At 63.1% G+C, this 23,763-nt stretch carries 22 protein-coding genes; 3 read left to right on the top strand and 19 right to left on the bottom strand.

The window, feature by feature from the left end; all coding sequences use genetic code 11:
• The first annotated feature begins 221 nt into the window (after positions 1-221).
• A complete protein-coding gene (locus B3H65_RS04890) occupies positions 222-1,556 on the top strand; it encodes a homoserine dehydrogenase (protein ID WP_286684365.1) in 1,335 nt (444 codons plus the stop codon).
• A gap of 126 nt (positions 1,557-1,682) precedes the next feature.
• Here B3H65_RS04890 and B3H65_RS04885 read toward each other — a convergent pair whose 3' ends face one another.
• The 10 genes from B3H65_RS04885 to B3H65_RS04840 all read right to left on the bottom strand — a co-directional run bounded on the left by B3H65_RS04885 (position 1,683) and on the right by B3H65_RS04840 (position 11,491).
• Positions 1,683-2,930, bottom strand: a complete 1,248-nt coding sequence (locus tag B3H65_RS04885) for a D-alanyl-lipoteichoic acid biosynthesis protein DltD (protein WP_286684364.1) — start codon at positions 2,928-2,930, stop codon at positions 1,683-1,685.
• Positions 2,917-3,147, bottom strand: coding sequence for a hypothetical protein (locus tag B3H65_RS04880; RefSeq protein WP_286684363.1), 231 nt, complete (start codon positions 3,145-3,147; stop codon positions 2,917-2,919). Before B3H65_RS04880 ends, B3H65_RS04885 begins: the two co-directional genes overlap by 14 nt.
• Positions 3,147-3,392: a D-alanine--poly(phosphoribitol) ligase subunit DltC gene (dltC, locus tag B3H65_RS04875; protein WP_009142193.1), complete on the bottom strand. Its 246-nt coding sequence runs from the start codon at positions 3,390-3,392 to the stop codon at positions 3,147-3,149. Before dltC ends, B3H65_RS04880 begins: the two co-directional genes overlap by 1 nt.
• Complete coding sequence (dltB, locus tag B3H65_RS04870; protein WP_286684362.1) at positions 3,385-4,572, bottom strand: D-alanyl-lipoteichoic acid biosynthesis protein DltB; 1,188 nt, start codon at positions 4,570-4,572, stop codon at positions 3,385-3,387. Before dltB ends, dltC begins: the two co-directional genes overlap by 8 nt.
• 3 nt (positions 4,573-4,575) lie before the next feature.
• Positions 4,576-5,856 carry a D-alanyl-lipoteichoic acid biosynthesis protein DltD gene (dltD, locus tag B3H65_RS04865; RefSeq protein WP_286684361.1) on the bottom strand — a complete coding sequence of 427 codons (1,281 nt, stop codon included), beginning with the start codon at positions 5,854-5,856 and terminating at the stop codon, positions 4,576-4,578.
• Between the two features lie 9 nt (positions 5,857-5,865).
• Positions 5,866-7,392, bottom strand: a complete 1,527-nt coding sequence (gene dltA, locus B3H65_RS04860) for a D-alanine--poly(phosphoribitol) ligase subunit DltA (protein WP_286684360.1) — start codon at positions 7,390-7,392, stop codon at positions 5,866-5,868.
• A gap of 309 nt (positions 7,393-7,701) precedes the next feature.
• Positions 7,702-8,361, bottom strand: a complete 660-nt coding sequence (locus B3H65_RS04855; RefSeq protein WP_286684359.1) for a hypothetical protein — start codon at positions 8,359-8,361, stop codon at positions 7,702-7,704.
• A gap of 68 nt (positions 8,362-8,429) precedes the next feature.
• On the bottom strand, positions 8,430-9,557 hold the full coding sequence (locus B3H65_RS04850) for an ABC transporter substrate-binding protein (RefSeq protein ID WP_286684358.1): 1,128 nt from the start codon (positions 9,555-9,557) through the stop codon (positions 8,430-8,432).
• Positions 9,558-9,569: 12 nt separating this feature from the next.
• Positions 9,570-10,418, bottom strand: coding sequence for an ABC transporter ATP-binding protein (locus B3H65_RS04845; RefSeq protein WP_286684357.1), 849 nt, complete (start codon positions 10,416-10,418; stop codon positions 9,570-9,572).
• Positions 10,415-11,491, bottom strand: a complete 1,077-nt coding sequence (locus tag B3H65_RS04840) for a FecCD family ABC transporter permease (RefSeq protein ID WP_286684356.1) — start codon at positions 11,489-11,491, stop codon at positions 10,415-10,417. Before B3H65_RS04840 ends, B3H65_RS04845 begins: the two co-directional genes overlap by 4 nt.
• A 283-nt stretch (positions 11,492-11,774) precedes the next feature.
• Between B3H65_RS04840 and B3H65_RS04835 the strand changes: the two genes are divergently transcribed.
• Complete coding sequence (locus B3H65_RS04835; protein WP_286684355.1) at positions 11,775-15,620, top strand: phosphoribosylformylglycinamidine synthase; 3,846 nt, start codon at positions 11,775-11,777, stop codon at positions 15,618-15,620.
• Between the two features lie 113 nt (positions 15,621-15,733).
• On the opposite strand, the gene B3H65_RS04830 is transcribed toward B3H65_RS04835, so the two are convergent.
• The 7 genes from B3H65_RS04830 to B3H65_RS04800 all read right to left on the bottom strand — a co-directional run bounded on the left by B3H65_RS04830 (position 15,734) and on the right by B3H65_RS04800 (position 20,790).
• Positions 15,734-16,213, bottom strand: coding sequence for a flavodoxin (locus B3H65_RS04830; RefSeq protein WP_286684354.1), 480 nt, complete (start codon positions 16,211-16,213; stop codon positions 15,734-15,736).
• A gap of 159 nt (positions 16,214-16,372) precedes the next feature.
• The gene (locus B3H65_RS04825; protein ID WP_286684353.1) at positions 16,373-16,693 is read right to left on the bottom strand and encodes a hypothetical protein; all 321 of its coding nucleotides are present in this window, start codon (positions 16,691-16,693) and stop codon (positions 16,373-16,375) included.
• A gap of 19 nt (positions 16,694-16,712) precedes the next feature.
• Positions 16,713-17,525, bottom strand: coding sequence for a hypothetical protein (locus B3H65_RS04820; RefSeq protein ID WP_286684352.1), 813 nt, complete (start codon positions 17,523-17,525; stop codon positions 16,713-16,715).
• On the bottom strand, positions 17,526-18,713 hold the full coding sequence (locus B3H65_RS04815; RefSeq protein ID WP_286684351.1) for a hypothetical protein: 1,188 nt from the start codon (positions 18,711-18,713) through the stop codon (positions 17,526-17,528).
• Between the two features lie 5 nt (positions 18,714-18,718).
• Positions 18,719-19,567, bottom strand: a complete 849-nt coding sequence (locus tag B3H65_RS04810; RefSeq protein ID WP_286684350.1) for an ABC transporter ATP-binding protein — start codon at positions 19,565-19,567, stop codon at positions 18,719-18,721.
• A gap of 12 nt (positions 19,568-19,579) precedes the next feature.
• Complete coding sequence (locus B3H65_RS04805) at positions 19,580-20,344, bottom strand: hypothetical protein (protein WP_286684349.1); 765 nt, start codon at positions 20,342-20,344, stop codon at positions 19,580-19,582.
• Positions 20,341-20,790 (bottom strand): RNA polymerase sigma factor, encoded by a 450-nt coding sequence (locus B3H65_RS04800; protein ID WP_286684348.1) that lies wholly within the window; start codon positions 20,788-20,790, stop codon positions 20,341-20,343. Before B3H65_RS04800 ends, B3H65_RS04805 begins: the two co-directional genes overlap by 4 nt.
• 306 nt (positions 20,791-21,096) lie before the next feature.
• On the opposite strand from B3H65_RS04800, the gene B3H65_RS04795 reads away from it, so the two are divergent.
• Positions 21,097-21,627, top strand: a complete 531-nt coding sequence (locus tag B3H65_RS04795; protein WP_286684347.1) for a pyridoxamine 5'-phosphate oxidase family protein — start codon at positions 21,097-21,099, stop codon at positions 21,625-21,627.
• Between the two features lie 42 nt (positions 21,628-21,669).
• Here B3H65_RS04795 and B3H65_RS04790 read toward each other — a convergent pair whose 3' ends face one another.
• Both B3H65_RS04790 and B3H65_RS04785 read right to left on the bottom strand, forming a co-directional pair.
• Positions 21,670-22,911, bottom strand: coding sequence for an MFS transporter (locus tag B3H65_RS04790; RefSeq protein ID WP_286684346.1), 1,242 nt, complete (start codon positions 22,909-22,911; stop codon positions 21,670-21,672).
• 104 nt (positions 22,912-23,015) lie between these two features.
• Positions 23,016-23,723 carry a TetR/AcrR family transcriptional regulator gene (locus B3H65_RS04785; RefSeq protein WP_286684345.1) on the bottom strand — a complete coding sequence of 236 codons (708 nt, stop codon included), beginning with the start codon at positions 23,721-23,723 and terminating at the stop codon, positions 23,016-23,018.
• Positions 23,724-23,763: the final 40 nt, after the last annotated feature.

Here is a 23,763-nt window from a genome sequence, read left to right as displayed (position 1 = left end):
TTCGCTAAAGCGAGTACTTTATACATTGGAAACATTCATTTGCCCATATAACCGCTTTTCTATAATAAAGTTATCCTATGGCAATCGCAGTTCAGGAAGGCAAGGCGATTGCACGGGATGCATTGTAACGAGACCGTTTCGCATCCCGGCTCATTCACCACGCTAGAATGATAAGGGGATTTACCAAAAGAGGTGTATGCCACGTAAGAAAGGAGCCTGGCATGAACGAGGCAACTCGCTCGGTTGGAATTGGCATTGTGGGTCTGGGCACCGTCGGCGGCGGTGTGGTCCGCTTGATTCAGAAGCACCATGACGACTACGTCGCCGCATACGGTGCCGACCTGCGCATCGTCCGCGCATGCGCGCTCGAGCAATCGCGCGCCGAGGAGTTGGGCATTGGCGCCGAGGCGTTCACGACCGACTGGCACGACGTGGTCAGCGACCCCGCCGTAGACATTGTGATCGAGCTCATCGGCGGCGAGCACCCCGCGACCGAGATCTTTGAATCCGCGTTCGCCGCGGGCAAGCACGTGGTCACCGCCAACAAGGCCCTGTTGGGCCGCCATGTTGAAGCGCTTGGCGCCAAGGCGGCGGCAGCCGGCGTGCAGATTCGCTGCGAGGCGGCTGCGGGCGGCGGCATCCCCATTGTGGGAACCCTCGAGCACGATCTGGTGGGCAACCAGGTGCTCACCATCGCCGGCATCATGAACGGCACGACCAACTATATCCTCACGCGCATGGCCGCCGAGGGCCTGGACTACTCCGACGTCCTCGCCGACGCCCAGCGCCTGGGCTACGCCGAGGCGGACCCCACCGCCGACGTCGACGGCTTTGACGCCGCCAGCAAGATCGCCATCTTGGGCTCAATCGGCTTCCGCACCCGCATCACCACCGATGACGTCTATATGCAGGGCATTCGCGACATCACTTCCGAAGACATCGCCGTCGCTCGCGACATGGGCTATGTCATCAAGCTCCTTGCCATCGCCCGCAACACCGACGAAGGCGTGGACGTGCGCGTGCACCCCGCGATGATTCCGGCTACTCACCAGCTCGCCGCGGTGAACGGCGCCATGAACGCCGTGTTTGTGGTTGGTGACGCCGTGGGCGAAACCATGTTCTACGGCGCCGGCGCAGGATCCTTCCCCACCGCGAGCGCCGTGGTGGGCGACGTGCTGTCGCTGTCCGAGCACATCTCGCGCGGCACCGCGCCCATGGCAGAGCCCGAGCCCTTTGGCCGCAACCTGTCCATCCGTGATATCGAAGACCTTTCGACCAACTACTACATCCGTCTTAAGGTCGCCGACCGCGTGGGCGCTCTAGCGGAGACGGTCGACGCCTTCGCGTCGAAGAACATCTCCATCAAGCAGGTCATGCAGCTTGACGGCGGCAACGAGGACTCCTGCTCCGTGGTGTTCCTCACCCACACATGCTCGGAGCGCGACGTGCGCGCGGCCATCGACGCCCTCAAGGGCGCTAGCTGCCTGCAGAAGATCGGCAGCGTCATCCGCATCGAGGACGTCGACGCCTGGAGCGACGGCGTGATGGACAACTAGCCGGCGCGCCTTCACGTATAACGCGCACGCATGCAAACGCCCCGCCATCCACCTGGTACGCCAGGCAGGATGGCGGGGCGCTCTTGTTGCGCGCGGAGCGTTGCATGGCGCCCGATCGATGCGGCCCTATCCAAGGTCGTCGTCCGCCACCTCGCCGTACGCGAAGAACCTGTACAGGGCTCGCGAGTAGTAGAGCGACCCCACATGCGACGGATGGTTGTCATCGCGCAAGAAGAACTCGTCGTATTCATGGGACGAGAAGTCCGCCACCTTGGCCCCGGCGCGCCCGCAGGCATCGCGGACCATCCGGTAGTACCGCCGGCGCGCATCGAAGCCGTAGCGCGTGCGATCGTATAGGCGCCCGTTGACGGGCTGCAGCAACACCATGGTCTCGATGTCCAGCTCGCGGCACACTTCAAGCGCCATCTCGAAGTCATCCAGCTCTTGCGAGCTCAAATCGTCGCCCTCGCGCTCGTCCCATTCCGATGCACGGCGCCAAAAATCGGACAGTCCTTCTTGAGCCCATGTATCGAACACGCCCCAGGGATTGGACGCACAGGAGCGAGCGTCCTCGGCAAGTGCCCCGGTATACAGGGAGGACCAATCCGGCTCCCCCGCTTCGCTCGTTGCATCCTGGCCGTCTTCCAAGGCGTCCACCCCGTTGACGACGACGCCGGCCACGGGCAGCCCGGACCCCGCGGGCGCGAATAGGCGTCGTGCGGTCTGCACCCCCTTGGCAACGGCCGCGTCCACGCCCGCGGCGACGCCCTCGAGCGAGGGACCCGCAACGCGGGCGTCCACGTTGTAGGCAGCGAGCCGTTTGGTCACGCGGTCCTTGAGCGCCGCGGAGATGCGCGGGTTGGACATAAACGCATCGTAGGCCCCTTGCGAGAACGTGGCCGGCCACTCCTGCGCCGGACGGCGGGCGACCGAGAACCAAATCAAGCTGGGAATGAGGACTATGCGGGCCGGGGCATCGCTCGACGCAAGCGCACCCGCCTCGATCGCCTGCCACAAGCACTCGCAATTGGGACGGCCAAGAGCCATGATGTCAACATCGCTGCGTCCCGGGGCCAAAAGCTCAACCGGATGCTCGGACATACCGGCGGGCGGGTACAGCTCGCTTGACCCCAGCACCAAACCCGTCGCGACGCCAAGGCGCGCATCGGCCGCGGCGCGACGCCCGTACTCGTCCACGATATATGAGAAATCGAGCAGCTGCGCCCGAGTGGGATAGGCGGCTGCGGGCACACTCGCATCGAGGCGCTTCGCCGCACCGAACCCCCAGACGCCCAAGGCGCTCGCAAGAGCCGCGCCGGCAAGCATGAACGCCAGGCGACGAGCGCTCGTCCGAGCCTCGCTAGTACGCCGCATATGCAGGGGCCGCGGGCGCGCCGTACGGCGAGAAGACAAAGAACCAGCCCAAGGCGGCGACCAGCATGATCGCGATTGCAAACCACGCGAGCGCCGCAGACCATGCATTGGAGAAGAACCAGCGCCTGACCGGAGCCAGGCGGCGCTGCGCGTCGCGTATGGGATGCGCTGCCGGCACCTTGGAAGACGCGTTGGCTATGCGCGCGTTGCCAGCCATTACAAGCGCTCCGCGATGCGGTCGATGATCTTGTTAACGGTATTCATGTCACCGCGCTCGACCTCGGTGGGCGCGATCTGCACGCCAAAGGCCTCCTCTATGGCGACCAGCACCTCGATGCCCGCCAGCGAATCGAGCAGGCCGGCGTCGAATAGGTCGATATCGCGCTCCTCGCGCACCGCGTCGTCGTCGCAGATGTCAGCCAAAAGGTCGATAACCTGCTCTTCAATCATGCCCTTATCCATTGATGATCCTTTCTACAATAAGGTGAAGCTGTCCGGAGAACAGCGCGAAACCAAAGAAAACCAGCTGCATGGTGATAAACCAGCTCAACAGGCGGTACCAGATGCGGTCGCGGTTGCGTCTATGGAACGACGACTTCTTTTGGTAGGCTTCCGTGGCGGCTAGAAGCGCGCCGTGGTAGACGCCGTAGGCCAGGTAGTCCGCCGTAAGGCCGTGCCAGGCGCCCATAAGCGCCATGTCGACCATGTACGCCGCGCACGCGCAGGACAGCCGGCTGCCAAAGACCTTGCGCTTGGTGGCCCAGCGTACAAAGCGCACGAAGACAAAGTCGCGAAGCCACGTGGACAAGGTGATGTGCCAGCGGTTCCAGAAGTCCTTGATGTCGACGGCGGCAAACGGAGCGCGAAAGTTGCGCGGGGTGCGAACGCCAAAGCAATAACTCGCCCCCATCGCCATCATGGAATAGCCGGCGAAATCGAAGAACAGGTAGATGCCGTACAGGTAGGCGTTGGCCACCTGGCGCGCTATGCCATAGGCGATGCTGGGGGTGGCGAGCGGGCGGGTGGGAACGTAGTAGTACTTGGCCACCGACGCGATCACCAGCTGAAAAACCGCACCCAACAACAACAGGAGCATGCCGCGCGACAGCATGTCCAGGTATTCGGCACGCGTTGGCTGGCGCCGGATATCGTCCATAAACCGCCGCGAGCGATCGATGGGCCCGGAGGTGATGGTGGCGAAAAACGTAAGGAAATACAGGTAGTCCGCCGGACGCAGCTCCGTGATAAGGCCATCGCGAATCTCGATAAGCACCTGCACCGCCTTGAAGGTGACGTATGAGATGCCCGCGAAGGCGAGTATGTTCTGGTCGAATACGGCACCCACCTTGTAGGCCACCAACGGCGCAATGGTCGCGGCAAGGCAGACGCGATAGACAACCATGCTCTTTTTGCCGCTCTTCCAGCTTGCGAGCGTCGCATATGCGCAGGTGCAGGCGACGCAGACAAAAAGGGCGAACGCCGCCGCCTGCGCGGGCGAAGAGCCAAACAGAAATGCCAGCATGATCGCGGAGGCAACCATGCCCCAGGCTTTAAGGCCCCGCTCCATCACGCCGCACGCCGCCGCGGGGATCGCAAGCGCCACCAGCACGATGAAGAACGATGGTGAGGTATAGAAGCCCATGCGTCATTCCTTCCGGGTCTCAAACGCCACCCCGCCCGACGGCGAGGTGTCTGCGACCCCCGTGGTGAGATAGGTGTAGATCGCCTTGGAGTAGTAGGCGCCGCCCAAATCGGACGGATGGGAGTACTCGCGCAAAAAGTACGTGTCGTACTCGTGGCTTGAAAAATCCGCCACGGGCACGCCTGCCTGCTCGCACGCCTGCCGAATCATCTGGTAATAGCGCTGGCGCACCTTGGGACCGTAAATGGTCTGGTCGTAAAGCTCTCCTTTGACCGGCTGGATCAAGACCATGGGAAGCACTCCGGCCTCGCGGCACACGCGTAAGAGCAGCTTGAAGTCCTCAAACTCCTGCTCGCTGAAGTACTCGTTGCCCTCGACCTTCCAATCCTTGGTTCCCGCCTGCCAATCTGCCAGGTGCTTGGCATACCAGGAGTCGTTGATGCCCATGGCGTTGGACGACGCCTTCTCGCGCGCAGTTAGGTCCGCGTCACTAAAGGTCTGATCCCAATTGGGGGTCGCGGCGGTAGGCGTGTTCGTTGCATTGGACGAGGAATCCGCGGCATGCGTCGTCCCGCCCCCGTCGGCGCCCCGCGACACGCCCTTCTCCCGCTTGCCGTCCGCAGCTGCTCTTGGCGCGACGGCGGTGGTCGACAGGCGCAAAGTCGCCAAGAGCTGGTCGCTCGCGCTATCGAGCCAAGCCGCGACCGCCGCAGACGGAGAAGACGGGCCCGTGCGGTCAACGCCGTAAACCGCCATCCGCTGGGTCACCTGGTCCTTGAGCTCGTCCGAAATGGCCGGGTTCGCCATAAAGGCGTCATAGGCGCCCTGGGAAAACGACGCGGTAAAGTCACGCTTGGCGTTTCTGTAGCACATGAACCACTGCATGCTGGGGATAAGCACCACCCGGCGCGACGAATCGTCCTGGTCCATACGGCCAGCGAACGCGCCCACCTCGATGGCCTGCCATAGGTCTTCGCAAAACGCGCGCCCCGTGACCATGACGTCCACGCCATAGTCTCCCCCTTCGAGCAGACTCGCGGGATGAGCGGGGCCCGCCGGACCGGGATTGAGTTCGGAAGAACCAAAGACCAAGCGCGGGTTGTCGCCCTGCTCTCGGCGGCGATCGTACGAACGCGCCATAACATCGAAATTGGTGACCTCCTGCAAGCTGGGATACCCTATCACCGGATCGCGGTCAACCGTTTGGTAGAGCCCTGCCAGCGACGCGCCGCCCGTAAAGACTGCAAGGGCAGCGGCCGCCCCCAGGGCAGCGAAGCGCCTCATGGCTCCCGCCTATTTGGACGATGCCGCGAGAGCGCGGCGATCGACCTTGCCGTTACCGGTCATGGGCAGCGAGCTGTGGAACATGATCTTTTTGGGAACCATGTAGTGCGGCAGCGTCTCTTTGAGCGCTTCCTTCATGGCGAGGCCGGCGCGAAACTCGGACACGCCCAGCTCGCCCTCGACCACCAGGTGCGCAACCAGGTGCGCAACCTTGTCACCATGCATAACCGGAACCACCGCGGCGGAGGTCACCTGGGACAGGCGGCGCAGGTGCTGCTCGATCTCGCCCAACTCGATACGGAAGCCGTTGAGCTTCACCTGTAGGTCAAGGCGTCCGCGGTAATGCAGCATGCCGTCTTGATCCAGATAGCCCTCATCGCCGGTGCGGTACGTGCGGACGGCGCGTCCGTCCATCATGGCGGCGCCAAACGCGCGCTGCGTAAGATCGGGCCTGCCATGGTAGCCCCTTGCCACCGTATCGCCCTCTATAACAACCTCACCGGGCTGCATGGCGCCCAGCTCGCGGCCGCGCGGGTCGACAATGCGCAGGCGGGTGCCAGGCCGGGGGGCGCCGACGGGCAGGGGGCTACCGGATGCGACCATCTGCGGCGTCACCACCACCTGCGTGACGGCGACCGTGGACTCCGTGGGACCGTAGGTGTTGACCACGCTGCACGCGGGAAAGCGCTGCATGAGCCTCTGCGCCGTGCGAACGGAAAGCGTCTCGCCGCAAAACAGGAAGGTCTCCAGCGCGAGCATCACCTGATCGTCAAAATCCTCGCTGGCAAGGCACAGGTCGGCAAAGGAGGGCGTAGATACCCAGACGTTGACACCGGAAGCGCGCAGGGCCTCGAAGGTGGCGCGCAGCGACTGCTGGGTCTCGTGCTCGAGGCTAAAAAGGGATCCGCCGCTTGACAGCGCGCAGGCAAGCTCAAAGACGGACAGGTCGAAGGAGAACGGCGCCTGGTCAAGGTAGACGCGGCCCTCGCGGCACTCCCCGCCCAGGCCGCGCGCCCACGCCGTGAAGTTGTCGAAGCAAGAAGCGGTGATCTCCACGCCCTTGGGCGCACCCGTGGAACCGGAGGTGAACAGGATATAGCACAGGTCCTCGCCCGCTATCCAGCTGTCGCGGTCGCTCTGGCCGCCCATGGTCTGGGCGACATCGAGCTCCAGGCGATTGATGATGCGCGCGCCGTCCGCCTCTTTGGGCGAGAAATGGTCGACCGCAAGGACCGTAGGGGTTTTAAGCTGGCCGATGATGGAGGCAACACGGGCCTGGGGCACGGAGTAGCGGTCCACCGGCACATAGGGCCGCCCCGCCTTCATGCACGCGATAAAACTGGCGACCATAAGAGGGTCCTTGTGGCCATACACCACCACGGGCGAGCTGGAACCATCGCGGGCAAGCAGGCAGGCGATGGCCTCGGACGCCGCCCAAAGCTCGCCGTAGGTCATGTGGCCGCCCATAGAGGTACGGACCGCGGGGGCGTTGGGCTGGCTGGCGGCAAAATGCTCGATGCTATCGAGGTACTTCATGGTGATTCCCTTCCGTTGGTACGGATCGCTTGGGCGCGAGAAGCGCCCCCATCATCCATACGGGAAAACTGACGCGCCCGCGCTACCGAATGTGAGCAGGCGCGCACGGAGCGGGAAAGCAGCGCGCCCCACCCCGTTGACAACGAGGGTAGGACGCGCGGGCAACCTATTCCATATACGAACGGTAAGATTGGGGTGACGGTATTGTCATTCAATTGTTCTTGCAGCTAAATATATGTGTTTTAGAGCTTAGAGCCACTTTTTTTCATATGCGGGCGGGCGCCGGCGCCGCCAAAATGTGAACGATTGTCACAATCCGGCAACCGTGCCGGCGGCGCCCCTTAAAAGCGCGTGCCAAACCATGGACGCCGATTCATCATCTGGCCCAACGGCAACAACATCGCCCCACGCGCCAACCAGGCGCTCGCGCGCGGCGGGGACCAGGTCGCGCCGCACCACCGCGATCGCGTGCGGCCAGGCCGCGGAAGGCCCGCGCTCGAGCAGCTCCAGGGCGTGAACCAGACCCCTCCCACGCAGCAGTTCCAGACGGCCCAGCTCGTCCACCACCGTCAAGCCCGGGAGCAGAGGGGGCTCGAGGGCAAAATCCCCGCACCCCACGTCAGCCGGCGATGCATCGCCTTTCATGAGCTGGACAAAATGCGCGTCCACGCGGTCGAGGGCATCATCGGCCATAGCCCACCCCAGGCCCGCGCTCTCAGACTGGCCGCAAGCGTCCAGGCAGCCGGACGCCTGCGCCAAATCGCGGCGGCGAGCAAGGTGCACCACCTCGCCCGATGGTAGCAAGACGTTATCGATTCCAAGCTTATCGAACCCGCGGCCAACCCTTGTCCACACTCCCGGCGCCACCACGCCGCGAAGGGGCACGCCGCATGCGGAAAGGGCCCCGAGCACGCCCTGCAGCCAACGGGTCTTGCCCGTTTGGATCTCGCCCGTGAGTATGAAAAGCACGTTTTCCCTCCTTATCCGCATGCCGCCCCTCACCCCGCGCCCATTTAGAATCGCCGGGCTAAAGCGCGTTACGAAGTCAGCCTGCCGTACTCGTCCTGAGAAAGATCGTACCCATAGAACGTCTTGTAATAGGACTTGGCAACGTCATATGCGCTGCCCTTGCCCTGGAACTGCGCGGGATAGAGCACGCGCGCCAGCCATTGCATGCCCAGCACCTGGTTGACGGTGGGCGGGTTGTTGAGCCACACGTAGGGCGCATTTGGAACCTTGTAATAGCTGCCCTCTTGGATGGCGGTCAGCGTCTGCCATGCGGGATCGTCCGCCACGCCGGCAGCGAACGCGTCCGCGCCAAATAGGATCACCTGGGGGTCCCATACGGCGATCTGCTCCAGGTTGGACTCGTTGCCCGCTCCGCTGCCCGCGGGCGAATCGACCACGGCAACGTTGTCCGCCAGCATATCGACCACGTTGGACTGGAAGGACCCCTTGGCGAGCACGTTGGTACCCGTGGCGCCCACGCAATACAGCACGCGAACGCGCTCTGCCTGAGGAATGCCCGCCATAACCTCGCTCACCTGGTCGTAGGCATCCTGGCAATATGTCGCCAGCTCCTCGGCGCGGTCCTCGACGCCCAAAAGCTCGCCCAGCTTGCGGTAGGCGGCAGGCCACTCGTCCAGTTTGGTCTCGATGAAGACGCAAGGGATACCCAGCTGCTCTTGCAGCGAGTCCAGATCCTCCTCGATACCCTCCTTGTACTCGCCGGTATCGATGAGCACCTGAGCGCCGGTAGCGGCAACCGCCTCTTTATTGAGGTCGCCCTTGGAACCAAACGCGGCACCCAAAACGGGAAGGCTTTCATCGGGCGCATTGGTAAGGTAGGCGCGCTGGTCCTGGGTTATCTCTTGGGAGAGGCCAGCGAGCTTTTCCGGCGCAAGGGTGATGAGCACCTGGGTGGCCGTATGGCCGGAAGGCACCACGCGCTCGATGTTCGCAGGCACCTCGACCTCGCGCCCCGCGGAATCCGTAAAGACAACGGTCTTGGTCTCGCGCTGCGACGCCGAACCCGCTTGGGCATCCGAGCCCGCAGCGGGCGCGCCCCCGCAGGCAGACAGACCCAGCGCCAACGCAAGCGTCGCCGCTGCAGCCAGCGCACAGCCCAAAATGCGGCGGCGGCCCATGTTCTTCTGCATATCCATACCCTTTCTTTCCTACTTGACGCGCGATCGCGCATCCTGCCCTGTCACATCTATCTCTTGCGACGGCACGCATACCCGCATGCGGTCGCCAAACAGGGAGCAAATTGAGACGTCCACGCCGTAGAGCTCCGCAACAAGCTCCTCCGTTATCACGTCGCGCGGATCGCCAAAGGCGCGAACGCGCCCCTTGTTAATGGCCAGCACCTTATCGGCGAACAAAAACGCCTGGTCCGGCTGGTGGGTCGATTGGATGATGGAAAGGCCCTCGCGGGCCAGCTGGCGAACGCAGCCCAGCACGCGCATGGTGTTGCCATAGTCGAGCGCAGAAGTGGGCTCGTCCATGATGATGGTGTGCGCGTTTTGCGCCAGCGCCCGGGCGATAAGCACCAGCTGCTGCTCGCCACCGGAGATTCGCGTCGCCGGGCGATGCGCCAAGCGGGCTATGCCCACGCGCTCGAGAGCCTCCCAAGCGCGCTTCACCTGGTCGGCGCGCGGAACCCCAAAGGCGCCCGCCTGCGAAGCGGCGCTCATAAGCACCACGTCGAGCACGCTGTAGTCATACACGGACTCGTGCGTCTGAGGAATGTAGGCTATCGTGCGGGCACGCTCGCGCACGCTCATCTGGCGCAGGTCGCGCCCGTCGATAGCGATAGAGCCGGTATAGCCGTCCTCAAGGCAGAGCATGCAGCGAAACAGCGTCGACTTGCCCGCTCCGTTGGGACCCAGTACGTTGACCAAGCAGCCGTCTGGAAGGTCAAGGTCAATGTGCCGCAGCACGTCATAGGGCCCTTGCCCACGCCCCGCGCCAGCGCATCGACGCGTGCCATATGAGAAGGAAAGGTCCTTGATCTTGATACTCATGCGCCGCGCCTCCTGGTCATGATGAGGTACAGGAAGAAGGGGGCGCCCAAAAACGCCGTGAGGATGCCTATGGGAATCTCCGCCGTGTAAGCAAGGCGCGACACGTTATCGACCACAAGCAGAAACGACGCGCCCAGCAACATGCTGGCGGGAAGCAGGCGGCGATAGTCGCACCCGATAAGCATGCGTGCCACGTGCGGGATCACCAGGCCGACCCAGCCGATCATGCCGCTTACCGAGACGCTCGCCGCCGTAAGAAGCGTTGCCGCGACCATGACCGCCATGCGAAGCCGACGCGCGTTGACGCCCATGGCGCGGGCCTCGTCATCGCCCATGGTCAGCAAATTGATGCGCCAACGCAGTGCCAGAAGCACCGCAGCGCCCGCCGCCATGGGAACGGCGGCGAAGAGCACATCCGCCATGCGCGCGCCCGTAAGACTACCCATCAGCCAATAGGTGATGGCGGGAAGCTGGTCTGACGGGTCCGCCACCAGTTTGGCAAAAGACACGCCTGCCTGGCACAGGCTGCTCACCATAACGCCCACCAGCACCACCGTAAGCGAGTGCTCAGATGCTCGGGCCCGGGCGCTAACCAGCATCACCACCGCCACGGTGGCCATGGCCGCGGCGAACGCCCATGCAGAAACGGCAAACGATCCCGCACCTGCAAGCAGCGCCGCCGCCGCGCCCAGGGCGGCCCCCTGCGAAGCACCCAAGACATCCGGTGACACCAGGGGGTTTCTAAACGTGCCCTGAAAGGCGGCGCCGGCAGCCGAAAGGCTCGCGCCCACCATGCAGGCAAGCGCGATGCGCGGCAGGCGCACGTTGAAGAATAGCGTCTCCTGCTGGTTGGTCCACACCCGTTCAACCGGCACCACGCGATCAACCAGCATGAGCACCGCTTGAGCGGGGTCTATGGGATATCGCCCCAGCATGAGCGATACCGCTGCAAGAACAAGAAGCAGCGCCGCGGACAAGACGATCACTAGGCGTGCACGGCGAATAGAGACCCCCACCAGCGCACGTGAGGACGCCTCGCCGCGAGCGGCGCGTTCGCATGCAGTCTTTGCCACTTCTCTTCCCATCTAGCAGGCATTACAACGCTGATTATTCTCGCATGAATATTATTCTCGTCAAGAAACAAACGGTAACGTCGAACAAGGGAGATTCCCTGAGATGGCCTTACCCGCGCAACCCCACCCGAAACCTGCAGCCTGCCACCACATTCCTGTCGTATCATGGTGAGGTTAATAAAATCGCACGGTTAAAGGCGGTGCCGCTGCAGCTCTCAGCGCATCCGGACACCGACCGCCGCCGTCGATTCGCACCGACCATCCAACAGGAAGGCAGGCATCAATGGTCTCTCGCGTCTACGTGGAGAAGAAACCCGGCTTTGATGTAGAGGCGCAGCAGCTTAAAAGCGAGCTCGTCACCATCCTCGGCGTAAAGGGGCTCGACTCCCTGCGCCTCATCAACCGTTACGACGTGGAAGGCGCGGACGAGGACCTGTTCCGCTCCTGCGTCCCCACCGTGTTCTCCGAACCCCAGGTGGACTTCGCCTACGACGAGCTGCCCACCGGCGGCGTCGCCACGTTCGCCGTGGAGTTCCTGCCCGGCCAGTTCGACCAGCGCGCGGATTCCGCCAGCGAGTGCATCCAGCTCATCTCCCAAGGCGAGCGCCCCACCGTCCGCTCCGCCAAGGTCTATATCCTGGACGGCGAGCTATCCGACGAGGACGTCGAGGCCATCAAGCGCTACGTGGTGAATCCCGTCGAGGCGCGCCTGGCCACGCTCGAGCTCCCCGAAACCCTTACCCAAGATGTTCCCGAGCCCGAGCCCGTCGAGGTCATCGACGGCTTCCGCGAGCTCGATGAGGCCGGCCTCGCCGCCTTCATCGCCGAGCGCGGCCTTGCCATGGACGAGGCGGACATCGCGTTTTGCCAGCAGTATTTTAAGGACGAGGACCGCGATCCCACCATCACCGAGATCCGCGTCATCGACACCTACTGGTCCGACCATTGCCGCCACACCACCTTTGGCACCGTGCTCGAGAACATCGAGATCGATGACTCCGTGGTCCAGGCCGCCTTCGACCGCTACATGGAGATGCGCCACGAGCTGGGCCGCGACGAGAAGCCCGTCTGCCTCATGGACATGGGCACCATCGGCGCCAAGTGGCTTAAAGCCCAGGGCATCCTCACCAATCTGGACGAGTCCGAGGAGATCAACGCCTGCACCGTCAAGGTGACCGTGGACGTTGACGGCGAGGACCAGGATTGGCTGTTCCTCTTCAAGAACGAGACCCACAACCACCCCACCGAGATCGAGCCGTTCGGCGGCGCGGCGACCTGCGTGGGCGGCGCCATCCGCGACCCGCTTTCGGGACGCTCCTACGTGTACCAGGCCATGCGCGTCACCGGCGCCGCAGACCCCACCGTCCCCGTCTCCGCCACCATCGCCGGCAAGCTGCCGCAGCGCAAGCTGGTCACCACCGCCGCTGCCGGCTACTCCTCCTACGGCAACCAGATCGGCCTTGCAACCGGCCAGGTCTCCGAGCTCTATCACCCCGGCTACATGGCCAAGCGCATGGAGGTCGGCGCCGTGGTGGGTGCAACCCCCGCAAGCCACGTCCGCCGCGAGTGCCCCGTGCCCGGCGACAAGATCATCCTGCTGGGCGGACGCACCGGCCGCGACGGCATCGGCGGCGCCACCGGCTCTTCCAAGGCCCATAACGTCGAGTCCATCGAGAAGGACGGCGCCGAGGTCCAGAAGGGCAACGCCCCCATGGAGCGCAAGCTACAGCGCCTGTTCCGCCGCGGCGATGCCTGCCGCCTCATCAAGCGCTGCAACGACTTTGGCGCGGGCGGCGTATCCGTCGCCGTGGGCGAGCTGGCAGACGGCCTCTACATCGACCTCGACATGGTCACCAAGAAGTACGACGGCCTGGACGGCACCGAGCTCGCGATCTCCGAGTCCCAGGAGCGCATGGCAGTAGCCGTCGCAGAGGCAGATGTGGACGAGTTCATGGGCTACGCCGCCGAGGAGAACCTCGAGGCGACCGTCATCGCCGAGGTCACCTGCGAGCCCCGCGTCCGCATGGCATGGCAGGGCGACGCCATCGTCGACCTCTCCCGCGAGTTCCTCAACTCCAACGGCGCGCCCAAGTTCCAGGACGTCCACGTTCCCGGCCAGGGCATCGCCCCCATCGACCCCGAAAGCGAGCTCGCCCAGGCAGCACTCGAAGAGTTCGGCAGCCTCGACAACGTCTACGAGAGCACCGTCCCCATGGTGCCCGGCGCCGAGGAGGTCGAGTCCTTCGAGAAGGCCATGCGCACCCTGGTAAGCGACCTCAACGTCTGCTCCAACAAGGGCCTCTCCGAGCGCTTCGATTCCACCATCGGCGCCGCGACCGTGCTCATGCCCTTCGGCGGCACCCGCCAGCTCACCCCCGCCCAGGCCATGGTCGCCAAGTTCCCGGTCGACGGCGAGACCACCACGGTCTCCGGCATGGCCTGGGGCTTCAACCCCTATATCATGGAGGCCGACCAGTTCCGCGGCGCCTACCTCTCCGTTGTCGAGAGCATCGCCCGCCTGGTCGCAACCGGCTTTGACCACAGATCGGCCTACCTCTCCTTCCAGGAGTACTTCGAGCGCCTGCGCGACGTGCCCGAGCGCTGGGGCAAGCCCATGGCAGCCGTCCTGGGCGCGCTGATGGCCCAGGTCGACCTGGGTGCCGGCGCCATCGGCGGCAAGGATTCCATGTCCGGCTCCTTCGAGGACCTCGACGTTCCGCCCACCCTGGTCTCCTTCGCCGTCGCCGTCGACAAGCTCGCCAACGTGGTCTCCCCCGAGTTCAAGGTCGCGGGCAGCCGCGTCGCGCTGATCCAGCCCGCCTATCGCGAGGACGACCTGCTGCCGCAGACCGACTCCCTGCTCTCCGCGTTCGGCGCGGTCGAGGGCCTCGTCCGCGAAAGCAAGGCGCTTTCCGTCTCCACCGCCGGCTTCGGCGGCCTGGCCGAGGTCCTCTTCAAGGCCTGCCTTGGCAACAAGCTGGGCTTCCAGCTCTCCGACGCCTATTACGAGGCAGAGGGCCGCGACCTGTTCGACCATTCCTACGGCTGCTTCGTCGTGGAACTCGCCGAGGGCACCGAGCTGCCCGCAGTCGAGGGCGTCGAGGTCATCGAGCTTGGCTGCACCACGCAGGCATACGAGTTCACCGCTTACGGCGAGACGCTCGACATGGAAGACCTGCAGGAGGCTTGGGCGAGCGCCCTCGAGGGCGTGTTCCCCTATCGCAGCGCCGCCGACGACGTCGACTCCCCCGAGGAACTCGTTCCCGAGGAGCGCTACCGCTGCGAGGAGGAGGGCCGCATCCGCGCGACCTACGGCGGCCTCAAGATCGCCCGTCCCCGCGTGGTCATCCCCGTCTTCCCCGGCAACAACTGCGAGTACGACTCCGCGCGCGCGTTCCGTGCCGCCGGCGCCGAAGCAGACATCTTCGTCATCAACAACCTCACGCCCGAGAACGTCGCCGAGTCCACCCGTGAGCTGGCCCGCCGCATCCGCGAGTCCCAGATCGTCATGATCCCGGGCGGTTTCTCCGGCGGTGACGAGCCCGACGGTTCCGCCAAGTTCATCACCGCGTTCTTCCGCGCACCCGAGGTCACCGAGGCGGTTCGCGACCTGCTGCAGGCCCGCGACGGCCTTATGCTGGGCATCTGCAACGGCTTCCAGGCACTCATCAAGCTGGGCCTGGTGCCTTACGGCGACATCGTCGACGCCACCGCCGACGCGCCCACGCTGACCTTCAACCAGATCGGCCGTCACCAGAGCCGCCTGGTTCGCACCCGCATCTGCAGCGACCTGTCGCCGTGGCTCACCCAGTGCGACCCGGATGAGCTCTACACCGTGGCCATCTCCCACGGCGAGGGCCGCTTCGTCGCCAACGACGACGTTCTGTCCCAACTGCGCGAGGGCGGTCAAATCGCCACGCAGTACGTTGACGTGGCGGGCATGCCGTCCATGGACCTCGACGTCAACCCCAACGGGTCCGTCGCCTGCATCGAGGGCATCACCAGCCCGGATGGCCGCGTCTTCGGTAAGATGGGCCATGTGGAGCGTCGCGGCGACGGCCTGTACAAGAACGTCCCCGGCGACAAGTTCATGCCGCTGTTCGAGAGTGGCGTTGCCTACTTCGCGTAAGATCGCCCACGCGTGAAGCACTCGGCTTAGCGCCAATCGAGCAATAAAGGACGCCTCTGGTCAAAACCGACCAGAGGCGTCCTTCTTATAGCTCATTCCCGTGCTCGTACGCCCTATGCCAGCGTATCCACCCATGCTGCCAGATCACGCGCGCTCGCACCGCCTGAGAACCTGCGAGCGTCGAGCCACCGGGCCTGGGGAGCGCTTGGCTCAAGGTCGCTCATAGTCTTGCCCATGCCGCTTCCGCCCGATGTAGCGAACAAGGCGATTCGCGCGGACGAGAAGTCCCCCGCCTCCAAGAACGTCTTGATGATGTTTGGAGCGGTATACCACCAGATGGGGAAGCCTATGAGCACGGTCTCGTATTCCTCCACCCCTTCCGGCATCGACTTCAAGGCGGGCCTGCACGCAGGGTCCCTGCACTCGCGAGTGCTCCTGCTTGAGGAGTCGGTCCAATCAAGGTCGGCGGCGGTATACGCCTCCCTGGGCGCAATCTCGAATACGTCTGCCCCAATCGCATCGGCAAGCCGGCGCGCCACGCGCTCGGTCTCGCCACTTGCGGAAAAGTACGCTACCAGTGTTTTTCCAGACATTGCTCTCTCCCTTACGTATCGAAACGCCGTTCGAACAAAGAGAGCGTACGCCTTGGAGCGCACTCAAACACAAGTGCCAGTTTTAGGTTTCCGCCATTTTCGGACCCTCGCCCTTCGCACGGTTTTGCGCCGCGGGCAAGAGGACCGTTTTGCAGACAGCTACCTCAAATCGTGCCAGCTCTCTCGCATATAAGTGAACACACAGGCAGCAATAGCCGCCATCACAATAGCCGCGATAAACGCCAGCTCCCCGCCCACCGGTAGCCAACCCGTTGAGAAGGGGCTGGCGCTCCCCGACACCGCGCGCTCGCACAGCGCATGATCGAACAGCATTGGCGCAAGCAGCCACCCAAGACCCGCGCACACGGGCACAACGCGCAAGAGCATTCCAACATAGCCCGAACTCATCCGAGCCAGGACAAAAGAGAGGAGCCCTGTAGCGAGACCCAAGCCCGCCATCAACGCGATGCGCGCAGCCATATAGGCCCCCAGCGTCATATCACAGCCGCAGGCATAACCGCTCAGAGGTCCGGAGATAGCACAACCCAACAGGGCGTCGATCCCAGCTCCGGCAAGAGGAACCGCCCAAGCCAGCATGCTTGCGATAAGGACAAGCGCCGCCGACAGCATCGCGGTGGCCAGCTGCGCCGAACACCTTGCGTCCGACGCGCGAGGACCATTGGGCTGCCCGCATGTGATGCAGCCGATCGCTCGCCGCGGCAGGAGCCATCACGAAGACGGGCGCGACCACAAGCCACGTTGATAGACGGTTAAGGTATGTCTCGATATCCTGCAACCACATATGCGACAGGTATCCGCGGGCACCCTCTTCCCCCTCCAAGGCCTGAAGAAAAAGATCCGTCTCATACACCCGTTCACAAGAAGGCAGGGCAAGTATCTGCTCACGCAACGCGACATCCTCCTTAAGCGCATCATCGGGCTCGCCCCCTGCCTGCTGCACCTCTAACTCGCGATCGAGCACCTCGTTTGAAAATGTGTCAAAGTCCGCACGTGTACGGATACCGCGCTCAGCAGTCCCCTCAAACGTCGCCAAATCAGACTCGAGCGTCTCTTCTGCCAAACGCACGTCCTCGCGAATCTCACGTAGCCCATCGTCATCGATTGCGCCCCCAAACCTATTCACCCACTCCTGAGCAAGCTCGAAGTGGAAGGTCGCCTGGCTCCCGTTGGGAAATGCAGCTATCCCCGGTCCCCGTCCTACAAGAAACCAGAAAGCGATTCCAGATACCAACAGCGCCACAAAAATGCCGGGGCGCCATATCTTCTTCAACTCCTGTGCAAACAAGCTCATCTATGCCACATCCTCATCGAACCACATGCGACTCAGCACCGGGTGCATGCACAACAGGACAGCGATGTCGCAGATCACAGCTGCAGCTTCCTGCCATGGAATGAGCGAGCGAAGCCCCAGGTCGGTAAACCACTGGCCGCTCACGACAAGCAGGGGCGCTGGAAAGAGGTGCATGAGCGCACGGGCGGTATGCCACCCGTTGAGCACGCAGGCCGCTTGTATCCCCAGCGGCGCCATCAAGAGCGCGCAAGCCGTCACGGCGGCGCGGACCGCACTGCAACAGGTTGCCAACAGGACCACTTGGACCGCAAGGCAAAGCAGCACCATGAAACCCAATCCCAGAAGCAAAGACCATATAAGGTATGTGCCTACAGAGCAGTCACTCCATGTCACGAACGGCCGCGCAGCGCTTCCGTCCACCGCAACGTTGAACAAGCTCGAGACACTGCTTTCCCAGGCGATGCTGGTCCCCCATCCGGATAGCGCGGCGGCTGCCCCGAAGGTCAGAGCCGCTAGCACGGCGTACATCGCCAGCGCCCACATCAAGGATGCGGCAAGCCTTGTTGTGACGACGCCTCGCCCGACAGGACTCGACAATACGATAGACCGCGCCCCCGTCCGCTCGTCCAACTCACTCATAACAAGCAGCACCGCTATCCCTAAAGAAGAAGCCTCCAGAATCACCGCGGGCACGAGCGTGCCGAATAAGAATTGGTGCACTTCGAACGTATAGGTAGCACCGTATACATCCCACTCCTGCCCCGATGCCCTCACAGCATCGACTCGACTTTCCCAGGCCGCATATTTCGAAGCCATCAAGCGCGATGCCAGCGATGTATCCATATCGCTCGCCGCGGCAGCAGCAGCCTCGCCGGCATCAAAAGCCGCGACGACACCCCGGGCGTGAGATACGGAAAATGCAAGCTGATCGCGAGCGCCGCTCGGTGGACGCACCGCCACCGCATCCAAGAATTCCTGGTCCACACGAACGCCCACCTGCTGCGCAACCGAAGCGATTTCCGCCATATGTGGAAACAGCCACGAGTTGCCAAAGATGAGCGCACCGTTCAAGACGAGGAAGGCGAACGGTAACGCGACAAGCAGGGGCATGCGAACGATCCGGCGCAGCCCCTCCGCAAGCAGCGGCAACCCGAGCGAGCGCGATACCGCCGCGCTCAGCGCCGTCATTTTCCTCACCGCCCCTCGCGATACCGCACCAGAAACGCATCCTCCAAGGTGGGGGAAACAGCGCACGCGCCCTCGGGCTTCTGTTTGGCATACACGCGAAGCACCGTACGCCCATCCCTCTCCCGCTCTCCCAGCACCTGACAAGCGCTTGGAAGCCCCACATGAACCGGCATCTCGAATATCATTCCAGCGAGCTCGGCGCAGAGCTCGGCGCTACCCGGATACGCCCGAACACGGCCGCCTTGGATGAATACGATCTGGCCGGCGATAGCCTCGATGTCCGACACGATATGCGTCGACAGAACCACCGTGCGCTCTTGCGCAAGCCCATGGATGATGTTGCGGAAGCGCACGCGTTCGCGTGGATCGAGTCCTGCAGTGGGCTCATCAAGAATGAGGACCTGGGGATCGGCAAGGAGCGCAGTCGCGATGCCGATGCGCTGAATCATGCCGCCAGAGAACTCGCGCATGCGACGGTCTGCCGCATCGTCCAACCCTACCAGCTCAAGCAACTCATCGGTTCTGCGTGCGATGTCGCGCTTGTCCATTCGCTGCAGAGCGCCCACGTAGCGAAGGAACGCCCGAGGCGTATAGCTTGGGTAGTATCCAAACTGCTGGGGCAGGTAACCAAGAGCAGCGCGGTATCGCTCCCCCATTGCATGGATATCCTCGCCGTTCCAGCAGATTCTCCCCTCGGTTGGAAAGGTGAGCGTGGCAAGTATCTTGAAAAGCGTCGATTTGCCGGCTCCGTTTGGTGCTATCAGACCGGTTACGCCCTTGGAAAACGCAAGCGTCGCGTCCTCGATCACAACGTTACTTTTGAATCGCTTGGTCACGTGCTCGACGGTAAGCATGGCGCATCTCCTTTACGCGTATTCAGCGGAGGACATCGTGCAAATCTCTGTGACAAGGTGGACGAATAAAACCGTCGCAACCACAGCAACCGCAAAGTACACCACTGCAGGAACAGCGAGCAACACCGCGGCGGATGCGGGAAGTACCGCCAACAACATGCCTAAAAACATCCAGGCGATAATCGGCCCCAGCACGGCGACAAGCCCTGGAGCCGCCCCGTGTGCTCGCCCTGCCGCGCTAAGCCGAAAAAGCAGAAGGGAGAGGGCCCCAAAAATCGCGAGGCTCGCCGCAGCAAGGGACAGCATCCACCAAAACGAGACCATGTACGCGCTCGCAATCCAGGCGGCAGCGGCCAGCGGTACGGTGAATAGGATCGCCATCGCCCCAAACACCAGCATGCGGACCGCATGGAGCTCGAGGACCGTCATGCGACATACCGCACGCCAGGCGATTGTTCCGCTTTCTCGGTCCTTCCATGCAACAAGGCCCTGAAGCGTCGCGAAGAACAAGGGGGCCAGCATAAAGACCGCAAGCGCCGAATGCTCGTGTTCTGTCATGAACGCCATAGGGACCGCGCCAGCAAGGGCGACGATCACTGCCAGAATCGCGCAGTCCTCAATTCCAAAGAACAGGGCGCGCAAAGATAAAGCGGCGAGATTCTCCCGCATACGCCCACGAGACGTTTCGCATGCGGGCAGCGCCACATCGAGAATGGATTCAATGGCGCGATCGCGCTCCTCGCAACTCAGTCCTTCGCGCCATTCCGCTTTGCTCATGATCGCTCCTCCCGTACAATGCATGCCCTAATCGTCTTGACTGCCCGGTAGTATTGGGCCTTGGCAGCCGCCTCGCCTTGCTGGGTCGCCTGCGCGATCTCTGCGAAGCTGCTACCGGCAAACACCCGCAAGCGCACCACCGCCTGCACCCTGGGTTCAAGTTCCAGCAGAAGCTCTATCGCCCGTCGCGCCCTATCCTCGCTCCAAGAACGATCGACCAGGTCCTCGTACTCATCTCGCACGTCCGCAGGATCGATTTCCACCTCATCTATGGAAAGCGAGGCCGAACGTGCACGGAAGCGATACCAATCGATGACCTTATTGGCGGCGATACGGAAGAGCCACGTTCGAAACGAAGCGCGCCGCACGTCGAAGGACGGAAGCGCGCGGATCGCCGCCACAAAGACGTCCTGCGTCACATCGAGGGCATCGTCCTTGTCCCGCATCTGGTGGGCGACAAATCAATAGATGTCGTCATAGTGTCTGCGAATCAACTTGTCCGCACTTCGGCGCGATCCGGTAAGGACAATCTTGCGCACCAACGCAGCGTCCCCGCTCGCCATTCGATCACCCCCTCGTGCGGCATTCGCTTTTCCACTGCTATGAGACTATACGTGCACGCCCTCTATTCGTTGCAAAATACCTTTCAGCTTTCCCGTGCGGCCCCGTCGCAAAGGCGGGCTCTAAACTGGAGGAGCCACAAAACAGCACCGAATCCAAGCCACCTCACGCTCAACAAGAAAGGACCCATCATGCACCAGCCCATGAAACAGCTGCCCGAACGCGCGATCTCCGAGGAAGAGGCGCGCGAGATCCTACATGACGCCGAGTACTGCGTAGTCGCCACCGTCGATGAGGACGGACACCCTTACGCCACGCCCCTCTCATATGCGCTGGACAAAGATACGCTCCTCATCCACACGGGGGCCGCCGGCGGCCAGAAGACCGAGGATTGGGAGCGCGATCCACGCGTATGCGTCACCGCCGCCATGGATATGGAACCTGTCTTTGTGGAGGAAAACGGCGAGCCGGGATTTTTCACCACGCGCTTCGCGAGCGTTATCGCAACGGGTACCGTGCGACGCGTCACCGAAATGGCGGAGATTCGCCGAGCGCTCGCCCTGCTCTGCCTGAAATACGCTCCCGAATACAAGGACGAGATCGGGGGCGCCATCGACCGCGAGCTATCCGTTACCGCCGTATGGGCCATCGACCTCAACCATATCTCCGGCAAGGCGGGGCGTCGCGTACCCAACGGCAAGGGAGCGGTCTCGCATCGCTAGCATGGCGCCGCCCCGCCTGCGCGCGCTCGCGGCTCGGGGCGGCTACACTTGATTGCGACGTAAGAAGCAGCGCCACGCCACCGTGACTGCCGCCAACTCGACCGCGGTCGCCGCCGCGATGACCCAAGCCGGCAGAACGTCGAACAGCGCCCCATAGACAGCTTGGCCAAACGGCGTGGCGCAGTTCACCAGCGTCATAAAAAGCGCGATCAACTTACCTACCAACTCCACGGGCGCACCGGACTGCAGCTCCGCCAACATGCAGGAACCCATGAGGCCGCCGCTCATCGTCGCGAACGAGTAGCTCGCAACAAGGATCAAGAACACCGTCACGGGTCCCGTCGACCCCATAGAACAGAGCGCCAGGGCGGCAACCGTCATAGCGGCAGCCACGCCGCCCACATAAGCGGACGACTTTCTCAACGAGAACAGGCGCGGTCCCACCACAAGCAAGCTGTGGCCCACAAGGCTGCCCGCGCCCATCGCCATTTGGGCAAAAGAGGCATACGCCGCACCAAGCCCAAGCGTGATGGTCACAACGTACACGGTCCCCACGTTGATAAGCGCGCCAGCAGAGACGTTCACAAACGTCGCCGTCGCCATGCCACCTAGAAGAAGGGGCTTGCCGTGGAGAAATCGAAAAGCCTCCGCAAGGTCATCGCGCACCATGGCGAGCGCGCCGCCGTCCCACGGCGAAGGCTCGCAGGAAAACCTCACCGCAAGTGCCACCACCGCGCCGGAAAGCGCAAACGCTGCAAGCGAAATCCAAACCACCGGCACCAAGCCCGCGACGCCGTAGACCGCCACGCCCACCACCGGGCCGCCCAACGTGGTAAGGCTTCCAATCTGGCTCACCAGCGCGACCCCGCGGGGCACGTCCGCAGGCGCAAGCACAAAGGGAACCGTGGACTGGATAGACGGCTGGTAGAGCGCCTGCGCCACAAACGACGCCATAGTCGCGAACACTACCAGCACAAACGGGTCGCCGACACCTTTGAGGGCAAGGAACGCCAGCAACACGGCGACCAGCGCCGCGTTCACGCCCACCATGATGCCGCGCTTGCGCGTGCGGTCCGCCAGCACCCCTCCCACGGGCGACAGCAGCGTGTAGGGCACAAAGCCGCATGCAATCGCCAGTCCAAAGCGCGCGCCCGACCCCGTCACATCCAACAGATAGAGCGGCAGGACAAACTGCAGCACCTCCTGCCCCAGCAGCGAGCAGAACTGCGCCGCCAAGATGCACGCGAACGTGCGCCTATCCGACCGCTCAACCATCTCTTTCATATGCAGCCTTCCCTTCATCCCCCATTACATACCAGCAGTATGTAATTTTGGAACGAGAAAAACCGCCGAAACGGTTTCCCGTCCATACATGCATGCGCCCAAAGTTAGCGTCGCGCACGCGCATCCGCCCGTGCATCTGCCCGGGCATCCTCCTGGGCGGTCTCCCCGCACCGGCGCCGCCATGTTTCCAAGCTAACCCGCGGGTCCAGGACTACCTCCAACCCCATGGCGGACAGAAAGTCGTTCATGAAGTCAACGCGACGCCTTTGCTCTTCCTCGTCGCGCGCGGGGAAAAACGCCGGCACGCACCATAAATTGCTGAGCAGGGCGATTGTCTCGGCGAGCTCGCGGGGATAGTCGGTTTGGATGCTTCCATCCTCAACGCCTTGCTCGATCGCCGGCAACATGAGTTCATGGGCGCTCACATCGAACAGGTCGCGATACTCAGCAGCAAGCATGCGCGGGTTCTTCATGGGATCAAGCTCGGGATCGGCCTGCGAGAAGAACGCCGAGTCCACGCCGCGGGCTCCGTTTTCAAACATCGCCTGGATCTTCTCGCGGCCGGTCATGCCCTCCGCATCGCGAATCTTGCGCAGGCGCTCTGCACCGGGCGCCATCACGCGGTCCATCGCGGCGAGGAAGATCTCCTCCTTGCTCGAGAAATGGTGGTAGACCGCGCCCTTGGTAAGCCCACCCAGTCCATCAATGATGTTCTGCATGCTGGTCTGTTCGTAGCCGCGCTCGACAAACAAGCGCATCGCGACGTCGAGGATCTTTACGACCGTCTCTTCGGGATGTTTGTTTCTCGCCATAGCGACGGATGCCTCCTTATACATACTGATGGTATGTATA

The sequence above is a fragment of the Collinsella sp. UBA1693 genome, from assembly GCF_002320115.1.
In the GTDB taxonomy this organism is placed as follows: Bacteria; Actinomycetota; Coriobacteriia; order Coriobacteriales; family Coriobacteriaceae; genus Collinsella; species Collinsella tanakaei.
The sequence above is the reverse complement of the archived record's forward strand: the minus strand, read 5'-3'. Positions and strand labels throughout refer to the sequence as shown.